21 protein-coding genes and 2 pseudogenes are annotated in these 22,982 nt (G+C 65.1%); 14 read left to right on the plus strand and 9 right to left on the minus strand.

Annotated elements, in window-relative coordinates; translation table 11 throughout:
- The 3 genes and pseudogenes from M3I56_RS35825 to M3I56_RS35835 form a co-directional block, all read right to left on the minus strand.
- Positions 1-194 (minus strand): annotated as a pseudogene (locus M3I56_RS35825) (IS256 family transposase); the annotation flags it as partial.
- A 1,254-nt stretch (positions 195-1,448) separates the two neighbouring features.
- Positions 1,449-2,219: pseudogene (locus M3I56_RS35830) on the minus strand (thymidylate synthase); the annotation flags it as partial.
- Positions 2,220-2,533: 314 nt separating this feature from the next.
- Positions 2,534-3,919, minus strand: a complete 1,386-nt coding sequence (locus tag M3I56_RS35835) for a sigma-54 dependent transcriptional regulator (RefSeq protein ID WP_254358014.1) — start codon at positions 3,917-3,919, stop codon at positions 2,534-2,536.
- A 546-nt stretch (positions 3,920-4,465) separates the two neighbouring features.
- Between M3I56_RS35835 and M3I56_RS35840 the strand changes: the two genes are divergently transcribed.
- The 9 genes from M3I56_RS35840 (at position 4,466) to M3I56_RS35880 (ending at position 13,346) form a co-directional block, all read left to right on the plus strand.
- Positions 4,466-5,011, plus strand: a complete 546-nt coding sequence (locus M3I56_RS35840) for a hypothetical protein (protein ID WP_254358015.1) — start codon at positions 4,466-4,468, stop codon at positions 5,009-5,011.
- Between the two features lie 121 nt (positions 5,012-5,132).
- On the plus strand, positions 5,133-5,633 hold the full coding sequence (locus tag M3I56_RS35845) for a hypothetical protein (protein WP_254358016.1): 501 nt from the start codon (positions 5,133-5,135) through the stop codon (positions 5,631-5,633).
- Positions 5,630-6,259, plus strand: coding sequence for a hypothetical protein (locus M3I56_RS35850; protein WP_254358017.1), 630 nt, complete (start codon positions 5,630-5,632; stop codon positions 6,257-6,259). Before M3I56_RS35845 ends, M3I56_RS35850 begins: the two co-directional genes overlap by 4 nt.
- A gap of 27 nt (positions 6,260-6,286) precedes the next feature.
- Positions 6,287-7,864: a cell wall anchor protein gene (locus M3I56_RS35855; protein ID WP_254358018.1), complete on the plus strand. Its 1,578-nt coding sequence runs from the start codon at positions 6,287-6,289 to the stop codon at positions 7,862-7,864.
- 115 nt (positions 7,865-7,979) lie between these two features.
- Positions 7,980-8,702 carry a C39 family peptidase gene (locus tag M3I56_RS35860; RefSeq protein WP_375541851.1) on the plus strand — a complete coding sequence of 241 codons (723 nt, stop codon included), beginning with the start codon at positions 7,980-7,982 and terminating at the stop codon, positions 8,700-8,702.
- 13 nt (positions 8,703-8,715) lie between these two features.
- Positions 8,716-9,561 (plus strand): peptidase C39, encoded by an 846-nt coding sequence (locus M3I56_RS35865; RefSeq protein WP_254358019.1) that lies wholly within the window; start codon positions 8,716-8,718, stop codon positions 9,559-9,561.
- A 166-nt stretch (positions 9,562-9,727) separates the two neighbouring features.
- Positions 9,728-11,206: a hypothetical protein gene (locus M3I56_RS35870; RefSeq protein WP_375541852.1), complete on the plus strand. Its 1,479-nt coding sequence runs from the start codon at positions 9,728-9,730 to the stop codon at positions 11,204-11,206.
- A 16-nt stretch (positions 11,207-11,222) separates the two neighbouring features.
- Complete coding sequence (locus M3I56_RS35875) at positions 11,223-12,752, plus strand: sigma-54 dependent transcriptional regulator (RefSeq protein ID WP_254358021.1); 1,530 nt, start codon at positions 11,223-11,225, stop codon at positions 12,750-12,752.
- A 96-nt stretch (positions 12,753-12,848) separates the two neighbouring features.
- Positions 12,849-13,346 (plus strand): dihydrofolate reductase, encoded by a 498-nt coding sequence (locus tag M3I56_RS35880; RefSeq protein WP_254358022.1) that lies wholly within the window; start codon positions 12,849-12,851, stop codon positions 13,344-13,346.
- A 121-nt stretch (positions 13,347-13,467) separates the two neighbouring features.
- Here the strand turns inward: M3I56_RS35880 and pmbA are convergent, their stop codons facing one another.
- Complete coding sequence (pmbA, locus tag M3I56_RS35885; RefSeq protein ID WP_254358023.1) at positions 13,468-14,838, minus strand: metalloprotease PmbA; 1,371 nt, start codon at positions 14,836-14,838, stop codon at positions 13,468-13,470.
- A gap of 254 nt (positions 14,839-15,092) precedes the next feature.
- On the opposite strand from pmbA, the gene yjgA reads away from it, so the two are divergent.
- Together yjgA and mog are read left to right on the plus strand one after the other, a co-directional pair.
- Positions 15,093-15,707, plus strand: a complete 615-nt coding sequence (gene yjgA / locus M3I56_RS35890; protein WP_302057141.1) for a ribosome biogenesis factor YjgA — start codon at positions 15,093-15,095, stop codon at positions 15,705-15,707.
- Entirely contained in the window at positions 15,694-16,317 is a 624-nt protein-coding gene (gene mog, locus M3I56_RS35895; RefSeq protein ID WP_254358024.1) for a molybdopterin adenylyltransferase, read from the plus strand. The genes yjgA and mog overlap by 14 nt, the downstream gene beginning before the upstream one ends.
- 21 nt (positions 16,318-16,338) lie before the next feature.
- Here the strand turns inward: mog and orn are convergent, their stop codons facing one another.
- Complete coding sequence (orn, locus tag M3I56_RS35900; RefSeq protein ID WP_254358025.1) at positions 16,339-16,968, minus strand: oligoribonuclease; 630 nt, start codon at positions 16,966-16,968, stop codon at positions 16,339-16,341.
- 112 nt (positions 16,969-17,080) lie between these two features.
- Between orn and M3I56_RS35905 the strand changes: the two genes are divergently transcribed.
- Genes M3I56_RS35905 through M3I56_RS35915 form a run of 3 tightly spaced genes read left to right on the plus strand, consistent with a single transcriptional unit; the run spans position 17,081 to position 19,644 of the window.
- Positions 17,081-18,358 (plus strand): M48 family metallopeptidase, encoded by a 1,278-nt coding sequence (locus M3I56_RS35905; protein WP_254358026.1) that lies wholly within the window; start codon positions 17,081-17,083, stop codon positions 18,356-18,358.
- Positions 18,355-19,296, plus strand: a complete 942-nt coding sequence (rsgA, locus tag M3I56_RS35910; RefSeq protein ID WP_254358027.1) for a ribosome small subunit-dependent GTPase A — start codon at positions 18,355-18,357, stop codon at positions 19,294-19,296. The genes M3I56_RS35905 and rsgA overlap by 4 nt, the downstream gene beginning before the upstream one ends.
- A 24-nt stretch (positions 19,297-19,320) precedes the next feature.
- Positions 19,321-19,644 (plus strand): DUF2007 domain-containing protein, encoded by a 324-nt coding sequence (locus tag M3I56_RS35915; RefSeq protein WP_028206738.1) that lies wholly within the window; start codon positions 19,321-19,323, stop codon positions 19,642-19,644.
- A gap of 77 nt (positions 19,645-19,721) precedes the next feature.
- On the opposite strand, the gene M3I56_RS35920 is transcribed toward M3I56_RS35915, so the two are convergent.
- The 4 genes from M3I56_RS35920 to trmD form a co-directional block, all read right to left on the minus strand.
- Entirely contained in the window at positions 19,722-20,660 is a 939-nt protein-coding gene (locus M3I56_RS35920; protein ID WP_028206739.1) for a CobD/CbiB family protein, read from the minus strand.
- A 150-nt stretch (positions 20,661-20,810) separates the two neighbouring features.
- Positions 20,811-21,533 carry a CoA pyrophosphatase gene (locus M3I56_RS35925; protein ID WP_254358028.1) on the minus strand — a complete coding sequence of 241 codons (723 nt, stop codon included), beginning with the start codon at positions 21,531-21,533 and terminating at the stop codon, positions 20,811-20,813.
- An 86-nt stretch (positions 21,534-21,619) separates the two neighbouring features.
- Entirely contained in the window at positions 21,620-22,015 is a 396-nt protein-coding gene (gene rplS / locus M3I56_RS35930; protein WP_028206741.1) for a 50S ribosomal protein L19, read from the minus strand.
- Positions 22,016-22,165: 150 nt separating this feature from the next.
- Complete coding sequence (gene trmD / locus M3I56_RS35935; protein WP_254358029.1) at positions 22,166-22,933, minus strand: tRNA (guanosine(37)-N1)-methyltransferase TrmD; 768 nt, start codon at positions 22,931-22,933, stop codon at positions 22,166-22,168.
- Positions 22,934-22,982: the final 49 nt, after the last annotated feature.

Consider the following 22,982-nt stretch of genomic DNA (forward strand, 5'->3'; position numbering starts at 1 on the left):
CCGGCCGGATAGCCCAGATGGTGTCCGAGTTCGGCGCCCAGCGCCCGCTCGATCAGCGCCTTCTTGAACGCCGCTGAGGCGGCATGCACCGCTTCGGCCGTCATCGGCCCCTTCACGAACTGGTCGATCAGTTCCTTCGGAATGGACGGCAACGCCGTCAGGGCCTCGGCGGACGTCTTGGGTTTGCGTGGCATACATGCTCCTTGAGCTACATGTTATGCCTTACACACAAAATTTATGACAGGCCCAGATGTTCCGAGTTTTGGACGGCGGTCGCGCTAGCCTACAAAAGGGACGCTCGCCCTAAATGCACCGCCGCCGGCCGCCGAACCTGCTTAGTCGTCCAGGCTCCGGTCCAGTGCATTAAGGTGAGCAGCGAGAGACCCTGTTCGGTCAAGCTCACTCCAGCTACGCAGGAGACCACAGCCGGCTGACTTCCCGCGACGCTCCGCCTCAATGTATTCGGAAACGTCCCACACCGACGGCTCCCAGCGGGCCATTGGAGACGTGAGGCATGGTGTGTCACGATACGTCGAAACATCCGAAGACTCCGCCGTCGGACATGTCCCACTTGTCGTTTCTTGGGCGCTAACGCGGCGGCCCGCTGCCATCGCCCGCTTCAGCGCGCTCCCCACATCGCAGTGACGCATGCCACTACCGCCATATAATGCGAGCATCGTTGTGGACCGATGGCCCAGCATCACCGCTACATCGTCGAACGGATGTTTCATCTCGCGCCTCTCGGTTGGAATGAGGCTTGAAGCGTAGGTGCTGCACACAGAGTCATCAACCACGTCTAATGGGGACGAATGGTCAGTCGCTCATTCGAAGCCACCTCGCTTCAAGAGGCCCACGGCTTCCATGAAGCCGACGCCAAACAGATGCATCACTAGGTCAACAGCGCCTCCACCGCCCTTTTTCGCGCGCGTGTCATAGAACTTCGCGCCCTGCAGCAGTAACTCAAAGTCTCTTCCTCCTGCCCGTACGTGCCATCGCTCAGTCGCAACTGAGGTAGTAGGTTCGAAGGTTACGTCGCGCTTTGCATGGTCCGCCACCGCGACGACGACTCTCACGGATTCGAGACTTCGCAAGCGTTCAAGTAGTTGTGGCGGCAAAGGACTCATACGTGCCCTATCTAGCGGTGGCTCGATAGTAAGGCAAAGTGGAACGCCCACCACCTCCACGCGTTCGACTGGATAATGTTGTATGCACATATTACGCGCTAGCTGTGGATTGCCAGGGCCTGCTGAACTGAACTAGAGTTTGAGCGGAGCAAACGGGTGTTGAGTAGCAGTCTTTCAATATCTGAAAGACGAGTAGCGCTGTTTTGCTGAGCTTGAATTGCGACGAGGTGAGGTACAGCTAGCTGGTACTTTTTGAAAATGTACCGGAGGGAAAACGGCTGGAAGCTAACGTCAGTGGTAAGTTGGTACAAATTCTGGTTCGTGAAACAACTGCGCGTCGCCGATGAAGTACGTGAACCAGCGCGGCGTATAGCCCGTCAGCCGGCCCACGAGGTGCAGCAGCACCGCGCCTTCAGTCAGGTTGAACGGCGTGCCGAGGCCCACATCGTTGCTGCGGATATAGAGGCACAGTGAGATCTCGCGCTTCGTCGGGTTCGGCAGGAACTGGTAGAGCAGGTGGCAAGCCGGCAGCGCGATCTCTTCGAGCACGGCCGGATTCCAGCCATGAAACAAAATTCGTCGGTCGGCCGGATTGCTCATGATCGTATCGAGGCACTGGCGCAGCTGATCCACCGCCTTGTAGAGCAGCACCTTGGGACGGCCATCCTCGGTAAATTCTGCCACGAGCGCGTAGCCGCGCGATCGCGCATCGGCGAGCTGTGCGGCGGCATCGGCGTCGAGCACCTTGTAAGCTGGCCAGCGCCGCCATTGCACGCCGTACACGTCGCCCAGATCGTCCGTGCCCTGGCGGTACGGGTTGGCAAGCCACTGGGCGTTCTCGTTCGCGTTGGCGTCCCAGACCTTGCAGCCAAGCGCCCGGAAGTCGGCTGCGCTGCGCGAAGCGCGCAAAAACCCGATCAGCTCGCCCACCGCCGACTTGAACGCCAGCTTCTTCGTCGTCACCGCCGGAAAGCCTTCCTGCAGGTCGAAGCGCAGCATGGCGCCTGGCTGGCTGATCGTGCGGATGCCGGTGCGGTTTTCCTGCCAGGTGCCGGTGTCGAGAATCGAGCGGACGAGCTCGAGATACTGTTTCATGCGCGGTTCCCTCGTCGGGCACGTGGCGCCCGGTTCGGATTCAGGATGGAAAAGGAGGATTTTACCCGGCGCGCGTGTCCCGGGTCGGCCGCGCCGAAAGCGCGAGCCCATCACACAACGGGGACAAGGGCAGAACGCCCACAGGACGGACTACGACAAGCCCGGGGAAAGGCTCGCGGCGCAACAAGGCGCGGCGAGATGAAACGCCATGGCAATGGCCCGGCAAAAGCGACGGCGCGCGGTCAATGCGCGGAGCACGAAAGCGCCGGTCGTCTCAATCGACGTCAATCAACCTCAAGCAGACCCACCCCGCCTCAAGCGCCGGAAGCCAGGCCGCCCGGATGCGGCGCAAGCGGCTCGCTTTCCATATGGCGCATGCCATGCGCACACAAGAGCCGGTAGAGGGTCACGCGCGAGATGCCGAGTTCCTGGGCGGCGTCGCCCAGGCGGCCGCGGTGGCGCAGCAGCGCGAGTTCGATGGCCTGGCGCTCGGCGGCTTCGCGCGCCTGGGCGAGCGAGACCGGCACCACTTCGACGTAGTCGCCGAGCTCGAGATCGCGCGCCGTGATCGCACGGCCCTCCGACATCACGATGGCGCGCCGCACGCGGTTGATCAGCTCGCGCACGTTGCCAGGCCAGCTGTAGTTGTGCAGGGCCGCGATGGCGTCGGGCGAAAAGCCGCGCAGGCGCCGGCTGCCGTCCTTCTTGAAGCGCTCGAGCATGTGCCGCGCGAGCAACTCGATGTCCTTGCCGCGCGCCCGCAGCGGCGGCTCGTCGATCTGCAGCACGCACAGACGGTGATACAAGTCCTGGCGAAAGCGCCCTTCCACCATCGCCGCGCGCATGTCGACGTGGGTGGCCGAGATGATGCGCACGTCCACGGGAATCGACTGATGACCGCCCAGGCGCTCGATCTTGCCTTCCTGCAGGAAGCGCAGCAGGCTCGCCTGGCTTTCCAGGGGCAGGTCGCCGATTTCGTCGAGAAAGAGCGTGCCGCCGTTGGCCGATTCGACCCGGCCGACCTTGCGCTGGCTCGCGCCCGTGAACGCGCCTCGCTCGTACCCGAACAGCTCGGACTGCAGCAGGTGCGGGGGAATGGCGCCGCAGTTGATCGGCACGAACGGCGCGCTGCGGCGCACCGAGCGCTCGTGGATCGCGACAGCCGTGAGTTCCTTGCCCGTGCCCGATTCGCCCGAGATGAAGACCGGCGCATCGGTCAGCGCGACCTTGCGGATCGAGCGGAACAGCGCCAGCATCGCCTCGCACGAGCCGACCATTTCGCCTTCGGTGCCGCCCGTGGTGTCGTTCGAGGCGACTTCACCGAGCGAAACCATGCCATACGCGTGGCCGACGGAATCGACGATGCGGTCGCCGTTCCAGGGGACCGTTACGTAATCGAAACAGTAATCGCGCACCAGACGACGCAGCATTGCGTCCTGCAGCTGCCCCGTCGTGGTCGCCGCGACCCAGCCGACGTTGGGCAGCGTGAGGCACGGCTCGAACGAGCCGATTTCATGCAGATGAAATTCGCTTGAGAGATCGAGCAGGCCGCCCGCGGGCATACCCGCGCGGAGGGCGCGCCGCGCGTCCCGTGCGTTGCCGACGATCTCCACCTGCCAGCCACGCTCGTGGAACCGTTCGTTCAACGCTTCGACCGGTTTTCGCGTCACGTACACCAATTGCCGCGTTGCAGGTTCCATTATTCAGATCCTCTTGCCAACACCATCGTTTGGGAATGACGGCACGCACCTGAATGTACAGACACGCAGCAAAAAGCGACTATCGCGTACCTGAAAAACAGTGAACGCGCATGCTTTTGCTGACAGTGAATCCCCGAGTTGTGGCGTGTGTGTCAACTTGCCCAGTTGCGGGCGTTTTCTTTTAGGCATTACGGCTTTTTCTGAAGCTTACTATAGCCTCGTGGCACTTGGATAGAATTTATGCAATGGGAATGCATAAGGGACCGATGGAAATGTTTCCACCAGTTTCCCGGTATTTTGTCAGTGCAGAAATAATTACGGATGTTTCCTTTCTCTCAATAGTTAAGCGTCCAGCGCGCAAACGTTCTCCTTTGAAACCCTATCGCATTCCAAACGGGTTTAAACGGCCTCACGTTTCAGCGCTGAAACATTTTGGCGAATATCCGCCATTCAAAATTTGCAGAGAATAGTGCGGTTCGAAGCGTATCAATGGATTGCGGGCGATGGCACACGTTTCGCTAAATGTCTCGCACCAGGAGATACGCCATGCGACTCAACATCCAGCAGGTCCGGCGCAGTGTCATCGGCTACGGCAGTGCATGCGCCGCCATGCTCGTTCCCGCCGCCCTCCTCGTCCTCTCGCCCGGTGCTCGCGCACAGTCAGTGGACGATGCGCCTGCCGCGCCAGGCGCAGTTGCCAGCGTCGCCAATGCCGCCCCGGATGTCGTTCCTGCAACACCTGTGGCACTCGTTCCCGCCACGCTCGCAGTGAGCGCGCCGACCGGCGACGCCACCTCGACCACCACCGACCCGGCCAGCACCACGGCCGCTAGCGCCAACGCCCCGGCCGACCCCGTCGCCTTTGGCAACGACGGCGTATTCGCGGGCATCGGCTCTCTCGACGACCAGACGCTTTCGCGCCAGCGCGGCGGCGCCGTCGGCATGGTGATGGTGGCTGCCACGCCGCAACTGATGCGCGGCAACAACAATGTGACGCTCTGGGACGAAATCGCGCCGCCTGCACCGCTGCCGATCCCCGTCGACGCCACCCAGAACGCGCAGGGCAACCTCGCGAGCTACACGAGAAAGTAACGATGAGATAGCACCCGTGCCGCTTGCGGCGCGGTGTCCGGTTCGCGGCGAATGCGCGAAGCCAGGACAAAAGGACCGGACAAGGCGCCCATGTGCCGACTCCGGCCAGGAGGAGACCAGCATGAGAGCACGCAACTCGACGCGCGGCACAAGCCGCCGGTCGGTCCAGGTCGCCGCCGCCCTGTGCGGCGTCCTCGCCGCGGGCGTCACGGCGGGCGTGGCCGCCCAGCAGGTCACGAACCCCGGCGACGTCATCGTCGAACGTGACATCACGCCGCGCAGCGCCTTCGACAACGTGCCGAAGAGTCAGGACCCGGTGCTCGTGCGCGCCACGACCTTTCCCAAGAACAGCTTCGACCCGGCAATGGCGACGCTCGTCACCGACACGGATCTCACCAACGCGCACGGCTCGAGCGGCGTGAACGCGAACGGCGCATTGAGCGCGCAAACCGCCGGCGTCCAGGCGCTCACGCGCATTCTCACGGGCAGCGCGACCGGCACGAACGTGGCGGCCGGCGCCGGCGCGAGCGGCGGCGTCGGCGCCGGCCTCGGCGGCACAATTTCCTCGACGATCACAGGCGCGCTCGCCCCACTCTCGGGCGCCATGGGAGGCATGAAATGAGCCGTTCGATCCAGACGTCACGCACGCTGCGCACGGCGCTTCCCTGCGCGCTTGCCTGCGCCGCGGCGCTCGCCTTCGCGAGCGCCGCGCAGGCCCAGGTTAGCGTCGGCGCGACGGCGAGCATCGCCCCGGGCGCCGCCACCTCGACGACCGGCGCGCTCACGGTGAACGAAACCGCGGGTGTCGACAACGCGCAGGCCAACCAGCTGACGATCACGACCGGCAACGTGTCGATCAACGTGAACGGCGACGACCAGCTCGCCACCGTCACGGCGCGGCTCAAGGGCGCGAGCGCGACGATAGGTGCAGGAGCTTTTGCGAACACGAACGGCGCAATGATGGTGAATCAGTCGGCGGGCGTGGGCAATATCCAGCGCAACACTGCTCTCATCAGCAGTGGTGCGATTGGTGTGGTGGCGGTCTCGGACGGAGAACTGTCCGCGGCGGCTGCTCAAAACGGCGGTCAGGGGCAAATGGCCCAGGCAGGGGGCATTCGTGAGGTACGCATCGACAATGCGGCATTCAGGAATGCGACGGGCCTCGTGCAGGTGAACCAGACGGCCGGCGCCGGTAACGCTACGGCAAACAGTTTTGTGCTCCGTCCCCCGGCGGGCACTCTTTTTTAACTGACCACTCAGTATCGGAGCGAAATCATGAAGCGCACCCTCATAGCAGCGGCAGTTCTTGCGTCGGCGGTAGGTTCCGCTCACGCAGCTAATTCGGCGGTACTTTTCAACACCACGGGCGTATATGACGTCGTTGGCATCGAAGGCTTTGTCACGCTGTTCGGCTGCGTCTCGGTTTCGAGCACTGCCGGCGCCGTCATCAACAACACGCAAACCACCAGCGGCGGCACGCTTCTTCCGCAAGCACAGAGCTATGTGAGCGGCAAGGTCACGACGACGTTCAACAATACGAACGCAAGCGTGACGGGCACCGGCACGAACTCGTTCTACAAATATTCGAACTCGAGCAATTCGAGCATGTCGTCCTCGTCGAGCAGTTCGTCGCACACGCATGACGTCAATGCGTCGACGACGAAGGCCTCGTCGAGCAGTTCGACCTTCGGCAAGACGCTCAACGCCAGCGTGAACGCCGACTATCACGTCTCGACCGACAACGGCAGCACGCACGACCACACGACCGCGAGCACCTATAGCGACACGGGCAGCGCGGCCCTTGGCACGAGCTACAGCAGCGTAGGCAACAACACGTCCACGAAGTCGCAAAGCGGCAATGGCAGCCTCCAGGCCAACGCATCGTGGTCGCACAGCGGCAACTCGCATAACGGCTCGGCAGGCATCAATCTCAGCGGCTCGGAAAGCACGTCGCACACGAAGACCAACGCGCACAACAACAGCGACACGACGAACGTCGGCGCAGCGTGGTCCGTGAACAACAACAAGAACACGAGCAACAGCTCGACCACGGCCAATACGGCTTATGCCGACGGCACGGCCAGCGCCGCGCTTTCGGCGAGCGTGAACGGCACGAGCTCGAAGACGAAGAATTCTTCGGACACGTACGCGCACACGTACAGCACGTCGAGCACGAGCGCGGATTCGCATCAGCACTCGTCGTCGAGAAGCTCGAGCTCGAACAGCGGCTGGGGCTATAACGTCAGCGACACGCTCAACACGGTCGACGAGCACACCACGGGCTCGATCACGCAGCACTACAACACGCAGGCAGCGGGCACGCTCGACGCCAATACCGGCAACGGCGCCGCGACCAACGTGACGGGCAACCTCGGCGTGAACATCGCGGAAGGCATCAACAACGCGCAAAGCAACGATGTCGCGCTCGCTTCTGTCGACATGGGCAACGTGTTCGGCAACGCGCAGATCTTCAACAACCAGGCGTCCAGCGGCTACGCCACGGTGAAGAACTTCAATCTGAACGCGTCGGTCGGCGACGGCTCGCTCGCGGGCGTCTCGGGCAACGTCGGCGTGAACGTCGCATCGGGTATCGGCAACGCACAGAACAACAGCCTCGCCGGCTCCGTGACGACGGCAACCCCGGGTGCCTACTCGACGGTTGCGATGGTCGCGACGGATAACAACGTGCAGAACGCAGCGATGGGCGCCACCGGCCAGTTCCAGGGGACGGCCAGCCTCGGCGCCAATACGCTCACCGGCGCGCAAGGCAACATCGGCGTGAACATTGCCGGCGGCATCGGCAACCTGCAGCACAACGGCATGGCAATCGCCGCGATGAACAACGGCCACTAAGCACGGCTTGCAGCACTGCAGGAACTGGGCTCGTCCCAGGCAGAAAGCGCAGTAAGCAACGCGCGCCGGCTGTCCCACCGCAGCCGGCGCGCATACCAGAAGGTAGGAGACCATCATGTCCGGGCCCGTATCGACCCCGGCGTCAAGGATGTTTGTCGTCGCGCTGACGCTCTCGGCCAGCGCGGCCCTTGTGCCTGTGCATGCGCAGCAGTCGACGCTCGACGCGACCCACCTCATCGGCGTGCCGGTGAAGCTGCCGGTCCACTCGATGCGGGACCTTCGCTATCGCAGCATCGTCAGCCAGCAGTATGACTACAGCTGCGGCGCCGCCGCACTCGCCACACTGCTCAAGTACGGCTACGGCATCGACATCCCCGAACCTGAGCTGATCCGCCAGATGATGGTGTTCTCCACGCCCGAGGTGGTCGTCAAAAACGGCTTCTCCATGCTCGACATGAAGAAGTTCGTCGAGACGATCGGCTTGCGCGGCCGCGGTTTTCGCGTCAATACCGACGCGCTCTACCACCTGCAGGTTCCCGTGCTGGTGCTCATGAACATCGATGGCTATGAGCACTTCGTGATCGTCAAGCACGCCGAGAACGGCCGCATTTTCATTGCGGACCCCGCGCTCGGCAACCGTATCGTCGCCGAAGACGACTTCGCGAAGACATGGAACGGCCTCGTCTTCGCGGTGCTCGGCAAGCCGTTCCTGGAGGACTCTCCGCTGTTGCAGAACAACGAGTCGCTCGCGCTCAAGCTGCGTGAACAAGCCTTGCTCAACGGCACTGCTGCGACTCCCTTCTTCGAATACGGCCTCGATAAGGCCGTGATGTTCTGAAGTCCAAAGAATCATGAAACGCAACCTCTCACAGTGTGGCATCGCGGCAGCCGTCTCCGCGCTCGCCTGCGCTTTTTCGAGCGGTGCGCTAGCGGCCGAAGGCATCGGCTTGCCGCAGCCGGTGCCGGCGTTTCTCTCGAACGCCGACGCGCAGGCGCAAGGCATCCGCTGCGAAGCCGTCGGCGACGACGTGCTCGCGCATCAGACCGGCAAATATGCCGGCAGCGACATGATTTCCGGGTTCGTTCTGAACCTGCTTTCTCAATGGCAATTGCCAAACGGCGCGACCGCAGTCGCGCAAGGCGCGCTCGCGGTCGCCCAGAATGCGGCCAACCAGGTGAGCGCGCAGGTGAAGACGTATGCAACCGTGGTCGACCCGACGCATGGCGGCACCACGGGCGCGAACAGCGGCGCCAACCCGAACGCGACGGCCACCGGCGGCCAGAACGTCTCGATCAACGGCGTCTCGCAGATCACCCAGGTGGCCGGCAATGGCAATACGGGCGCCAATGCCGCAACCATCTCCTACGACAACAACGCGCCGCAGCTCGCCAATCTGCCAGGCGCCGCCAACCAGCCGAGCGCGTCGGCATCGAACGCGGCCGGCAGCATAAAAGCGGGCATCTCGTTCGGCAGTAACGGCGTCAACGTGACGCTGCAAACGCCGGCGGGCATCGCCACGCAGAACATCATGCCGGGCAGCGCGCAACAAGCCGGCGCGATCGCCCAGTTGCTCCAGGTCGCAGGCAATAACCAGCAGGTCGCCAACCAGCTGCAACTGAGTCTGCAGACGCAGCAGATGACGTCGCAAATGATCCGGCAGACCGGCGTATTACAGGCTCTGCGAAATCTCCACTAACCGAGGGCTCATAACGAGACGTACCAGCCAAGGAGACCACCACGCGGGCAAGGCCCCGCGCGAGAAGCAGCACTTTGAATGAGGAGCATCGACGTGCGCGGGCGTGGGACCAGGGGGTTCCGCCGGGCGCCCGCATTCGATCCCCGGGGGAAGAACAATGAAGATGATGTCCAGGGCGGCCGCGCCACACATGTCGCTGGCCGCCATTCCAGCAGCTGTTTTGCTATTCGCGCTCTCGCAGTCCGCCCACGCGCAGGCGTTACAAAGTCAGTCGATCGAAGACCGCCTGAATACGCTCATGCGCGTGGTCGACGAGCAGCAGCGGCAAATCCAGTCACTGGAGCGCCAGGTGACGAACCTCGAAATGGCGCAACGCGGTCGCGGCATGCCGGGCGGGGGTGCGCCCGACGCCGCATCGGCCGCGACGGTCGCGGAACAGCCGGGCGCAGACGGTCTGCCTGTGCCCCTGCCGCCGCTCGCCCAGGCGCTGCCGGGCGCGACGGCGCCGGGTTCGCTCACCGGCACGGCCACGGGCGTGCCGGTGAACCCGCCCTCGCCCGACGCGGGCACGACCAATGGCGCGACGGGCACCTCGGCCGCGAGCGGGCCGCAGCAGGGCGCGCCGGTCGGCGTGAACCCCAATGGCAGCCCAACGGTTGGCGAGACGCAGAAGAACGCTGAGCCGTCCCGCACGCAAGCCGAAGAAGCGGTCGTGCAGCGCGAGCACGCGCCGCTCTTCGACCACAAGCTGACGTTGGACTGGGGCATCAGCGACAGTTACTACGATCGCCGCCAGCTGCAGCTTTCGGGCTTTCTTGCCCTCGACGCGATCTTCCTCGGCAACATCAATCTGGGGCAGACCAAGTCGCACACGATCACCGCCGACCTGGACACGCGCTACGGCCTCACCGACCGCATGAGCATCGATGTGGACGTGCCTTACGTCTACCGGCACAGCACCTTCATCGTGGGTGGCGCGGGCGGCTCGGCCAGCACGCTCACGGATGCATCGGTCAATTCGAACGCGATCGGCGACGTGAACTTCGGGATCTACTACCAGTTCCTGAAGGAAACCAACAACATTCCCGACGTGGTCGGCAGCCTGCGCGTGAAGACCGCCACCGGCACCTCGCCGTTCGGCATCAAGGTTCAGCAGATCACGCCCGACAACACCAATCTCGTCGCCCCCAGCAAGCTGCCCACGGGCACGGGCTTCTGGAACGTGACGGCCGGCCTCTCGGTGCTGAAGACCTACGACCCCGTGGTGCTGTTCGGCAGCTTGTCGTACACGTACAACATCTCGCGCTCGTTCTCCGATATCTCTTCGGTGATCGGGCAAACCGAGCCTGCCGAAGTGAAGCTCGGCGACATCATCCAGTTCGGCGGCGGTGTCGCGCTCGCCTTCTCGGACAAGGACTCGGCGAGCATCTCGTACACCATGGCCATCGAGCCGCAGTCGAAGACCAAGTCGCCGGGCGGCACCTGGACCGGCGTGCCGGGCAGCGAGACGACCGCCTCGGTGCTCAACTTCGGCCTGAATCACGTGGTCAACAAGCACCTGACGATCAATGGCGCGGTGTCCGTCGGGCTCACGCCCGATGCACCGAACTTCGTCGTCGGCGTGCGTTTCCCTTATACCTTCTGATGACATGAGGCCGATCGTGCGCGAATCCTCACATCTAGGCGCCACCGTGACACCGCTCGCCGGAGCCGGTCAGCGTCTCGCCGTGACCGGGCCACCGCTTGCCGGCGATGTCCCCGACGCCGGCCGCGCGCGCGATGCGAAGCCCGAGGCGGGGCTCGAGCGCACCTTGCTGTATGTCGCGCGCACGCCCGACCCGCTGCTCTGCGCCTACCTCAAGAGCCGCGGCTGGGAAATCGTGACCGCGCGCACGGTGCACGAGGCCTCGCGCCTCGTGAAACCGGAGGCGGCCTATGCCGGCATCGTCGATCTCACGGGTTTCGCGCCGCGCGAGTTCGCGGGCCTCGAGACGATCCTGCGGCTGCAGCAGGTGGGATGGATCGCGCTCACCGACGATTCGCGCCTCACCGACGCCGAAGTGCGGCGCCTGATCCGTCACTACTGCTTCGACTACGTGCATGTACCGGTCGCGCATGCGACGCTCGACTACCTCGTGGGCCACGCATACGGCATGGTGTCGCTGTGCGATCTCGACGCGCCGGGCGCCGCCGCCGCGAGCCAGGACGAAGACGAGATGGTCGGCACCTGCGAAGCGATGCAGCAGCTCTTTCGCACGATCCGCAAGGTGGCCAACACCGACGCCACCGTGTTCATCTCGGGCGAATCGGGCACCGGCAAGGAACTCACGGCGCTCGCGATCCACGAGCGCTCTGCGCGGCGCAAGGCGACCTTCGTGCCGATCAACTGCGGCGCGATCCCGCATCATCTTCTGCAATCCGAACTGTTCGGCTATGAGCGCGGCGCGTTCACCGGCGCGAACCAGCGCAAGATCGGGCGCGTCGAATCGGCCAACGGCGGCACGCTCTTTCTCGACGAAATCGGCGACCTGCCGCTGGAAAGCCAGGCAAGCCTGCTGCGCTTTTTGCAGGAAGGCAAGATCGAACGCCTGGGCGGGCGCGAGCAGATTCCCGTGGACTTGCGCATCATCTCGGCCACGCACGTCGATCTCGAGGCGGCAATGCGCGAGGGACGCTTTCGCGCCGACCTCTTTCACCGCCTGTGCGTGCTGCGCGTGGACGAGCCGCCGCTGCGCGCGCGCGGCAAGGACATCGAAATTCTCGCGCACCACGTGCTGCACAAGTTCAAGCAGGACAGCGCGCGCCGCATCCGCGGCTTCACGCCCGACGCCATTGAGGCCCTGTACAACTACAACTGGCCAGGCAACGTGCGCGAGCTCATCAACCGCGTGCGCCGCGCGATCGTCATGGCCGAAAGCAAGCTGATTTCGGCGGAGGATCTCGATCTCGCGCACTTCACCGCGCAGCAGACGGTCACGCTCGCGCAGGCGCGCGAGGCCGCGGAGCGGCGCGCGATCGAGGCGGCGCTGCTGCGGCACCGGCACCGGCTCACGGAAGCCGCTGCCGATCTCGGCATCTCGCGCGTGACGCTCTACCGGCTGATGGGCACGCACGGCCTGCGCGACGAAAAACTGCTCTTCGTCGGCGAAGCGGAGAACCAGGCGGAATTACCGCCCGACGGGCAGGATTGAAACACCCGATACCGCAGAGGAAGCGCGCCGGGGCACCCGGCGCGCTCAGGTAGAATCGCTGCGAACAGCTTACAACCTCGCACCTCTACCCTTTCGATGACCACGCTCACCCTCATCGTCGCCCGCGCCCGCAACGGCGTGATCGGCCGCGACAACGCGCTGCCCTGGCGGCTCCCCGAAGACCTCGCGTTCTTCAAGCGCACCACCATGGGCGCGCCCATCATCATGGGCCGCAAAACGCACGAATCGATCGGTCGCGCCTTGCCGGGCCGCCGCAACATTGTCGTGACGCGCGACGCGGGCAAGCGCTTTCCCGGCTGCGACACCGCCACGAGCCTCGACGAGGCGCTCGCGCTCGCGGCGCAGGACCAGGCGCCCACGGCGTTCCTGATCGGCGGCGCGCAGCTCTACGGCGAAGGGCTCGGGCTTGCGCATGAACTCGTGGTGACGGAAATCTCTGCGGACTTCGAGGGCGACGCCACCTTCCCCGCGCCCGACCCCGACGTGTGGCGAGAAACGTCGCGCGAGACACTGCATGCGAATGCGCCGAACGACTTCGATTTCGCGTTCGTGCGGTACGTGCGGCGGGATTGACCGACCGGGCGCTGCCCAACCCGGTGCCCCAGGCGGCACGCGGCGCGGCACACCAAAGCAAAACGGCACGCCCTCGCGTGCCGTTTTTCATCGAGTCAGCGCAGAAGGCGCTAAAAGGCGCTTACTGCCCCGCCACCGTCATCCGCTCGATCAGCACCGAGCCGGTCTGACGCGTGCCACGCGCGAGCGTGTCCGCGCCCACGGCGACGATGTGGTGGAACATCTCCTGCAGCGTGGACGCCACCGTGATTTCCTCCACCGGGTACTGGATCTTGCCGTTCTCCACCCAGAAGCCCGACGCGCCGCGCGAATAGTCGCCCGTCACGAAATTCACGCCCTGCCCCATCAGCTCGGTCAGCAAGAGGCCCGTGCCGAGCTTTTTCAGCATCTCCTCGAAGTCGTCCTCAGGCTTCGTAAGCGAGCTCCGGAACTGCAGGTTGTGCGAGCCGCCGGCATTGCCCGTGGTCTGCATGCCGAGCTTTCGCGCCGAATACGACGACAGGAAATAGCCCTGCACGATGCCGTCCTTCACGACCTCGCGGCGCTGCGTGCGCACGCCCTCTTCGTCGAACGGCGCGCTGCCGGCCGCGCGCGCTACATGCGGGTCCTCGACGATCTGGATGTGCGGCGCGAACACCGGCTTGCCGAGGCTGTCGACGAGGAACGACGTCTTGCGATACAGCGCGCCACCGCTCACGGCCTGCACGAACGCGCCGAGCAGGCCCGCGGCGAGCGGCGCCTCGAACAGCACCGGCACCTTGCGCGTGTCGAGGCTGCGCGCGTTCAGGCGCGAGAGCGCACGCTCGGCCGCATAGCGCCCGACGGCTTCGGGGGAGGCCAGCTCGGCCGCGCTGCGCCGCGATGTGTACCAGTCGTCGCGCTGCATGTTGCGGCCCACGCCCGCGATGGGCGCACACGAAACGTAGTGGCGCGAGTACGGATAGCCGTGCATGAAGCCGCCCGAGGTGGCGAGCACGAACTGCGAATGCTGTGCCGACACGCTCGCGCCTTCGGAGTTCTTCACGCGCGGATCGACGGCGAACGCGGCGTCTTCGGCGCGGCGCGCGATTTCCACGGCCTCGTCGGCGGAGAGATTCCAAGGGTGGTAGAGGTCGAGGTCGCGCGGTGTGGTTTCGAGCAGATCGCGCTCGGCGAGGCCCGCGCAGTCGTCGTCGGCGGTGAAGCGTGCGATGTTGTACGCGGCCGCCACCGTGTCCTTGAGCGCCTGCGGCGAAAAGTCAGAGGTGCTCGCGTTGCCGCGCTTGTTGCCGATATAGACGGTCACGCCGACCATCTTGTCGCGGTTGTGCTCGATCGTCTCGACCTCGCCGCGCCGCACCGAGACAGACAAGCCGTCGCCTTCGGAGATCTCGGTCGCGGCGTCGCTCGCGCCGAGCGCGTTGGCGTGCCGCAGGATGTCTGAGGCGATCTCCTTCAGCTCGTCCTGGGTGTGCGGGAAAAAGCGTTGCCGGGCTTCGATGTCTGCTGCCATTGTCGTTACGGTCCGGTTCTGGGCCGGTGCGGCCCGCTGGTGTCGTGTTTCGCTGGTATCGATTCGGGCGCTTCGGAACGCGCGGCGTTCGCAAAGCGCATCCCGCGATCATAGCAAGGTATGTGAACACGCATCACAGGCGCTTTCGTCGCCTGTCGCCCGCACCAACTGCCGCACCAGTATCGGGCCGCGGGCGCCGCCGTCCGCCGCCTCCCAGCCCGAGCCGCACGCGCGCGCACGCTACAATACGCCCCATGAAACGCAAAACCCGCATTCAACCGATGAACGACGCTGTCGCCGAGCAGGACGACAACGGCTACGATCGCCCGAGCAAATCGCAGCTCAAGCGCGACATGGAAGCGCTCCAGGAGCTTGGCCAGGCCCTCGTGGAACTGCCCAAGGACGCGCTCAAGCGCATGCCGATGACCGAAGACCTCGCGGACGCCGTCCACGAGTGCCGCCGCATCACCGACCACGAAGGCCGTCGCCGCCAGCTCCAGTACGTGGGCCGCATGATGCGCGGGCTGACCGAAGCCGAAGTCGCCGCGCTGCGCACGAAGCTCGACGAGCACCGCGGCGTGAACAGGGCTGCCACAGCGCGCCTGCACTGGATCGAGCGCACGCGCGACAAGCTGCTGGCGGACGACGCCGCGCTCACCGAATTCATCCGCCAGCACCCCGCCGCCGACCCGCAGGCAGCCCGCACGCTGATCCGCAACGCGCGCCGCGAGCAGGAGCAAAGCCGCCCGCCCAAGTCCTTCCGCGAGCTGTTCCAGTGGATCAAGGACGCGAGCACGCAAGGCGCGGACGAGGCTGACGACCACGACGACGAGCGCGCCGACGAGGACCGCGAAGATGACGAAGCCTGAGCGCAGCCATCCTGACGAACTCGTGATCGGCCTAGTGTCGGTCAGCGACCGCGCGACGAGCGGCGTCTACGAGGACAAGGGCATTCCGTCGCTGATGGAGTGGCTCGGCAACGCGCTGAAAACGCCGTGGCGCGCCGAAACGCGCCTGATCCACGACGACGCGGCGACGATCTCCGCCACGCTCACGGCGCTCGTGGACGGCCTGGGCTGCGACCTCGTGTTGACGACGGGCGGAACCGGCCCCGCGCGCCGCGACGTGACGCCCGAGGCGACGCTCGCGGTAGCGACGAAGGAAATGCCGGGCTTTGGCGAGCAGATGCGCCAGATCAGCCTGAATTTTGTGCCGACGGCCATTCTGTCGCGCCAGGTCGCCGTGATCCGCGAAAACGACGACCACGCGGCGCTCATCATCAACTTGCCGGGGCAGCCGAAGTCGATCAAGGAAACGCTGGAAGGCTTGCGCGACGCTCAGGGTGCCGTAAAGGTGCCCGGTATTTTTGCTGCGGTTCCGTATTGCATCGACCTGATCGGCGGCCCATATATCGAAACCGATCCGAACGTCGTGGCGGCGTTCCGGCCCAAAAGCGCGCAGCGGGCGCCGCGCGCTTAACACTCGAACTTCAACGATCGCTCAGAGCGCCGGACCAGCCTCGCCCGCCGCCATGTCGGGCACGATGCCCGGCGCCGGAACGAGGAAGTGCTCGCGGTAGTACTTGAGCTCGTCGATTGACTCGTGGATGTCGGCGAGCGCCGTGTGCATCGCGCGCTTCTGGAAGCCCTTGTAGATGGTCGGCTGCCAGCGGCGGCACAGCTCCTTGAGCGTGCTCACGTCGAGGTTGCGGTAGTGGAAGAAGCGCTCGAGCGTGGGCATCCAGCGCGCCATGAAGCGGCGGTCCTGGCAGATCGAGTTGCCGCACATCGGCGACTTGCCCGGCGGCACGTATTGCGAAAGGAACGCCATGATCTGCTCGGTCGCGCTTTCTTCCGTGACGGTCGAAGCCCGCACGCGCTCGGTGAGGCCCGAGCGGCCGTGCGTGTTGCGGTTCCACTCGTCCATGCGGTCGAGCACCGTCTCCGGCTGATGGATGGCCAGCACGGGGCCTTCCACGAGCTTGTCGAGCGTCGAGTTCGTCACCACCACGGCGATCTCGATGATGCGGTCGTTGTCGGGATCGAGGCCCGTCATTTCCATATCGAGCCAGATCAGGTTCATGTCGGTGCGCTCGATGGTCGGCGCGCCGGCAGCGGCAATGTCAGTCATGAAAGGCAACCCGGAGAGCGTTGGAGGCGCGGCGCGTGCGCGGCATCGACAGGATGCGATGCCCGGCCGGCGAGAACATATAATTGTCGCATAGATACCACGGACTTCCTGGATGCCTAATCTGTCCCCCTCCCCTGCGCTGTACTTCAGCGTGCTGTTCGTCGTCGGCGTGCTCGCCATGGTCGCGACCAAGCTCTGGCTCGCGTCGCGCCAGATCCGCTTCGTGGCCGCCCATCGCGGCGCGGTGCCCGCGCAGTTCACCGCCACCATCCCGCTTGCCGCGCACCAGCGCGCCGCCGACTATACGGTCGCGCGCACGCGCCTCGGCATGATCGAGATCGTGCTCGGCGCCGTGGTGCTGATCGCGCTCACGCTGCTCGGCGGCGTGCAGGCGCTCGATCTCGGCATCTCGGATGCGATCGGGCGCGATTATGTGGGCCAGATCGCGTTGATCGGGGCCGTGCTCGCCATTTCCGGCGTGCTCGAACTGCCGCTCGACTACTATCGCCAATTCGTGGTCGAGGAGCGCTTCGGCTTCAATCGCATGACGAAGCGCATCTTCATCATGGACCGCATCAAGGGGCTGCTGATCGGCGCTGCGTTCGGCGTTCCGCTGCTCTTCGTCGTGCTCTGGCTCATGAAGCAGGCAGGCAGCCTCTGGTGGCTCTGGACGTGGGTCGTATGGGTCGCCTTCCAGATGCTCGTGCTGGTGCTCTATCCCACCTTCATCGCGCCGCTCTTCAACAAGTTCGAACCGCTGCGCGATGAAGCGCTGCGCTCGCGCATCGAGGCGCTCATGCAGCGCTGCGGCTTCGCGGCCAAGGGCCTGTTCGTGATGGACGGCAGCCGCCGCTCCGCGCACGGCAACGCCTATTTCACGGGCTTTGGCGCAGCCAAGCGCATCGTGTTCTTCGATACGCTGCTCGCGCGCCTCTCCGGCAGCGAGATCGAGGCCGTGCTCGCGCACGAGCTGGGCCACTTCAAGCGCCGTCACGTGATCAAGCGCATGATCATCACGTTCGCGATCAGCCTCGCGCTGCTCGCCCTGCTCGGCTGGCTCTCGCAGCGCGTATGGTTCTACGAGGGTCTCGGCGTGCGGCCGTCGCTGCTCGGCGGCAACGAAGGGCTCGCGCTCGTGCTGTTCTTCCTCGCCGTGCCCGTGTTCCTGTTCTTCGTCACGCCGCTTGGCAGCCTCTCGTCGCGCAAGCACGAGTTCGAAGCCGACGCCTTCGCCGCCACGCAAACCGACGCGCAGCACCTCGTCAACGCGCTCGTGAAGCTCTACGAGGACAACGCGTCGACGCTCACGCCCGACCCGCTCTATACCGCGTTCTACTACTCGCATCCGCCGGCTTCGCAGCGGATCGACCGACTGCTCGCTCACGCATGAACCGGCGCGCAACGAAAGCCGCCGGCAACGCAAAAACTGCAGGCGCCACGTTGTACGGCGTGGTGATCGCCGCCCACGGGCGCCACTATCTCGTCGCGCCCGACGGCGGCGGCGCGCACCTGCAATGCTTCCCGCGCGGCAAGAAGAGCGAGATCGCGGTGGGCGACCGCGTCGAGTATCAGTCGACCTCCGCCGACCAGGGCGTGATCGTCACGATCGGCGAGCGGCGCAACCTGCTCTATCGCTCCGACCAGTTCAAGTCGAAGCTCTTCGCGGCGAACCTCGACCAGTTGCTGATCGTGCTCGCCACGGAGCCCCACTTCAGCGAGGACCTGCTCGGGCGCGCGCTCGTGGCCGCCGAGGCCAACGACCTCAAGCCGCTCATCGTGCTCAACAAGATCGACGTTGAGGCCGCGCTGCCGCTCGCGCGCCAGCGCCTCGAACGCTATCGCGCGCTGGGCTATACGGTGCTGGAGGTTTCGGTGAAGGGCCGCCCCGAGGAGGCACGCGCGGCGCTGGCCGAGCATCTCCACGGCCATCAGACGATCCTGCTCGGCCAGTCGGGCATGGGCAAGTCGACGCTCGTGAACCTGCTGATTCCCGACGCCGAAGCGGCCACGCGCGAGATCTCGACTGCGCTCAACAGCGGCCGCCACACCACGACGTTCACGCGGCTCTATACGCTCCCCGAGGGCGGCGCGCTGATCGACTCGCCGGGCTTCCAGGAGTTCGGCCTCTATCACCTCACCGAAGGCAAGCTGGAGCGCGCGTTCCCCGAGTTCCGGCCGCTGCTCGCGCACTGCCGCTTCTACAACTGCCATCACCTGCACGAGCCGGGCTGCGCGATTCTGGAAGCCGTCGACGACCGCCGCATCGCGCCCGAGCGCCAGGCGCTGTACGCGCAGCTCATGCACGAGATCAGCCAGGTCGTGCGCTGACGCGCCGCCTGCCCCCATCGCCCTATGCTCAAGCTCGTGCGCGCGCCGAATCTGCTGATCGCCCAGCACTGGATGAACATCCTGGCGACGGCGGGCGTGCCCTGCGAGCTGCATAACCGCTACCTGAGCGGCGCGATGGGCGAGATTCCGGCCGAGCAGTGCGCGCCCGAACTGTGGCTCGTGGACGAACGCGACGAGAAGCTCGCCCGGCGTTTGATCGACGAAGCAGTGAACGGGCCGCCGCCGGGCTCGCCCACGTGGCGTTGCGCGCGCTGCGGCGAGGTGCTCGAAGCGCAGTTCACCGTGTGCTGGAATTGCGGACGCGATCGTGACGTGCGCGACGAGTGACGTCAGGTGCTGACCCAAACGCAAATGGGCCGCTAGAAGCGACCCATTTGCATTTTTACGACTCAGCGCTGCGGCGCTCAGAGCCAGACGGCGATCGTCAGCATGAGCAGCAGGATCATCCACAGGATCACGGCGCGCCACACGAGGCCCACGGCCGACTGCAGCGTGCGCGGCGTGCAGTCGTCGCCAACCGTGTACGGACCGCCCTCGCCCGGCTGCGCGAGCACATCGACGCTGGACTGCTCGGCGAGCGGGCCCGAAAGCCGCGCGCCCAGCGCGCCGCTGCCGGTGGCGAGCAGCACGCCTTCGTTGGTGTCGGGCCACTGGTTCGTGTGGTTGCGCCAGGAGTAGATCGCGTCCTCGAAGTTGCCGACGATCGCAAAGCCCAGCGACGTGAGCCGCGCCGGCACCCAGTCGATCACGAAAAACACATGCTGTGCGAAGTTCGAGAACGCCTCGGTGCGATCCTCGGCGGGACGCGCCCACTCGCGCGCGAGATATTCGGCGATGCGGTACAGCACGGCGCCCGCGGGCCCGATCGGCACGAGAAACCAGAAGAACACGCCGAACACGTGCCGGTGCGACGCGATCACCGCGTGAATCAGCGTGTGGCGCACGATCTCGCTCACGGGCATGTCCACGGCGTCGATGCCGGTCCATTCGTGGAGGATTTCACGCGCGCGCGGCACGTCGTCGTTGTTCAGCGCGAGATGGATGTCGGTGAAATAGTGGCTGAACTGGCGAAAGCCGAGCGTGAAGTACACGACCACCACGTTCCACAGGAACGCCAGCACGAAGCTGATGTGGTACAGCACGTAGTAGACGAGGGCCGTGGCGAGCGTCCACGGCAGCACGACCACGAGCCACGCGATGAGCCCATGCTTCTGCTTGCCGGCGTCGAAGCCGTGAGCGGCCCATTCCGCATTGAGGCGCACGAGCGCCATGACCGGATTATTGGGCGACAGCGCCCGCACCTGTTCGATGACGAGAGCCAGCAATACGGAAAAGAAGGTCATGCGACGCGCCGTGCAGATCGGGTTGCGAAAGGGGTTTTATGAAAGTGTTGCAACGATATCACAGGGCCAGATGTGCCTGACCATCGCCGGCAATTCGGGCGGCAAACTCGCAACAGTGCGCGGCGGCGCTTGCACGCGCCGCCAGACGTGTTACGCGAGCAGGAAACGGTAAAAGTTGCGCAGCATCCCCGCCGTCGCCCCCCAGATGAAGTGCGAGGACCCGACGCCGGAAGCGACGACGGGTTCGGGCACGTTGAGGTCCGGTGAATTGCGGTCCGGATACGGCATCGCGTAAAAGCGCCGCTCGCCGCCTTCCCAGCGGAACACGCGCACCTGGTGATGCACCGGGTTCATGAGAAAGCTGAGCGGCACTTCGAAGATGCTCGCCACTTCGAGCGAGTCCGCCGCGAGACTGAACGGCTCGTGCACGAGACCGACCACGGGCGTGACCTTGAAGCCCGTGCCAGTGAGGTAATCGGGCAATGCACCGAGCACCTCGACACGCGCGGGGTCGAGGTTCACTTCCTCGTGCGCCTCGCGCAGCGCGGCGGCGATGGGCGTGGGGTCGGAAGGTTCGCGGCTGCCGCCGGGAAAGCTCACCTGGCCCGCGTGATTGCTGAGGTTGTCGGCGCGCTGGGTGAGCAGCACGGTCAGGCCGCCCGGACGCAAGGCGATGGGCACGAGCACGGCGGCTTCGCGCGGATCGCGCATCTCGGCCAGACGGGCTTCCTGCGGTTCGGGGTCCCACGGCAGACGCTGCTCGAAGCGCGTGCGCAAGCCGGCGGCGGTCAGGCGTTCCGCGGCAACTTGCGGAAGGCTCGCACCCGTCGATTCGATCGGCAGGCTTTCGGGTTCAAATACTGGGCGGATCAACGGGCGTCTCGGATTACACGTACACGAGATTATTCTGAGGCCAAAAAGAAAAAAGCACCCCGGAGGGTGCTTCTTTCTTACAGCTTTTACGCCTGGTCGGCCGGAGCTGCTGCGCGGTCTTTCGACACCAGCTTTTCCTTGATACGTGCCTTCTTGCCCGACAGGTTGCGCAGGTAGTACAGCTTCGCGCGACGCACGTCGCCGCGGCGCTTCACCACGATGCTGGCCAGCAGCGGCGAGTACGTCTGGAACGTACGCTCGACGCCTTCGCCCGACGAGATCTTGCGCACGATGAACGACGAGTTCAGGCCGCGGTTACGCTTCGCGATCACGACGCCTTCGTATGCCTGAACGCGCTTGCGGTTACCTTCAACCACGTTCACGTTGACGATCACCGTATCGCCGGGGGCGAATTCGGGGATGGTCTTCTCGCCCAGCACGCGCTGGATTTCTTCCTGCTCGAGTTTTTCAATCAGATTCATGGATTGACTCCGTATGCCATCTTGTCGGCGTTCGTACCTGTGCAGGGTTGCCTGCACTACGGCCCCGATAGAGGATGGATTCACATCTGGCGCCGTTCACGCATGAAGCGGCACCGCCTTTTGCGCCCCTCGTCGAGCACGCCCGAAGCCTTACGCTTCGTTCGAGCCCTTCGCGAGACTAGCGAGCCACGCCTCGTCGGCACGGCTCAACATCTTGTTCTTTCTGGCCCGCGCGATCAGATCGGGCCGCTTGTTCCACGTGTTGCGCAACGCCTCGCGGCGGCGCCATAGCTCGATTTCCGCATGATGGCCGCCAAGCAGCACATCGGGCACGCGCTCGCCGTCGTATTCCTCGGGGCGCGTGTAATGCGGACAGTCGAGCAAACCGTCGACGAAGCTGTCCTGCACCGCCGAAAGCGCATCGCCCAGCACGCCCGGCAGGTTGCGCACCACGGCGTCCATCAAGGCCATCGCGGGCAATTCGCCCCCCGAGAGCACGAAGTCGCCGAGGCTCACTTCTTCGTCCACGCAGCGGTCGACGAGACGCTGGTCGATCGCTTCATAGCGGCCGCACAACATCACGAGACCCGGCTCCTGCGCGAACTGCATGACGCGTTCGTGCGTGAGCGGCTTGCCTTGCGGCGACATCAGCAGCACCCGCGGGGTGCTCACGCCGGCTTGCGCCTGCGCGGCCTTCGCCGCGTCGATCGCCGCTTCGAGCGGCCTCGCCAGCATGACCATGCCGGGGCCGCCGCCGTAAGGGCGGTCGTCGATCGTACGGTAGTTGTCGGTCGTGAAATCACGCGGATTCCACGTACGCAACGTGTAACGCTGCTGCTTCGCCGCCCGGCTGGTAATACCCCAGTCGGTCAGCGCGCGGAACATCTCGGGAAAGAGCGTAACGACATCGAACTGCATCGCTCTCTCCGTTCAGCGAAATTGAATCAAGGCGCGCGGCGGGGTTGCC

It is taken from the genome of Paraburkholderia sp. CNPSo 3281 (genome assembly GCF_024206515.1).
GTDB classification, from domain to species: domain Bacteria; phylum Pseudomonadota; class Gammaproteobacteria; order Burkholderiales; family Burkholderiaceae; genus Paraburkholderia; species Paraburkholderia nodosa.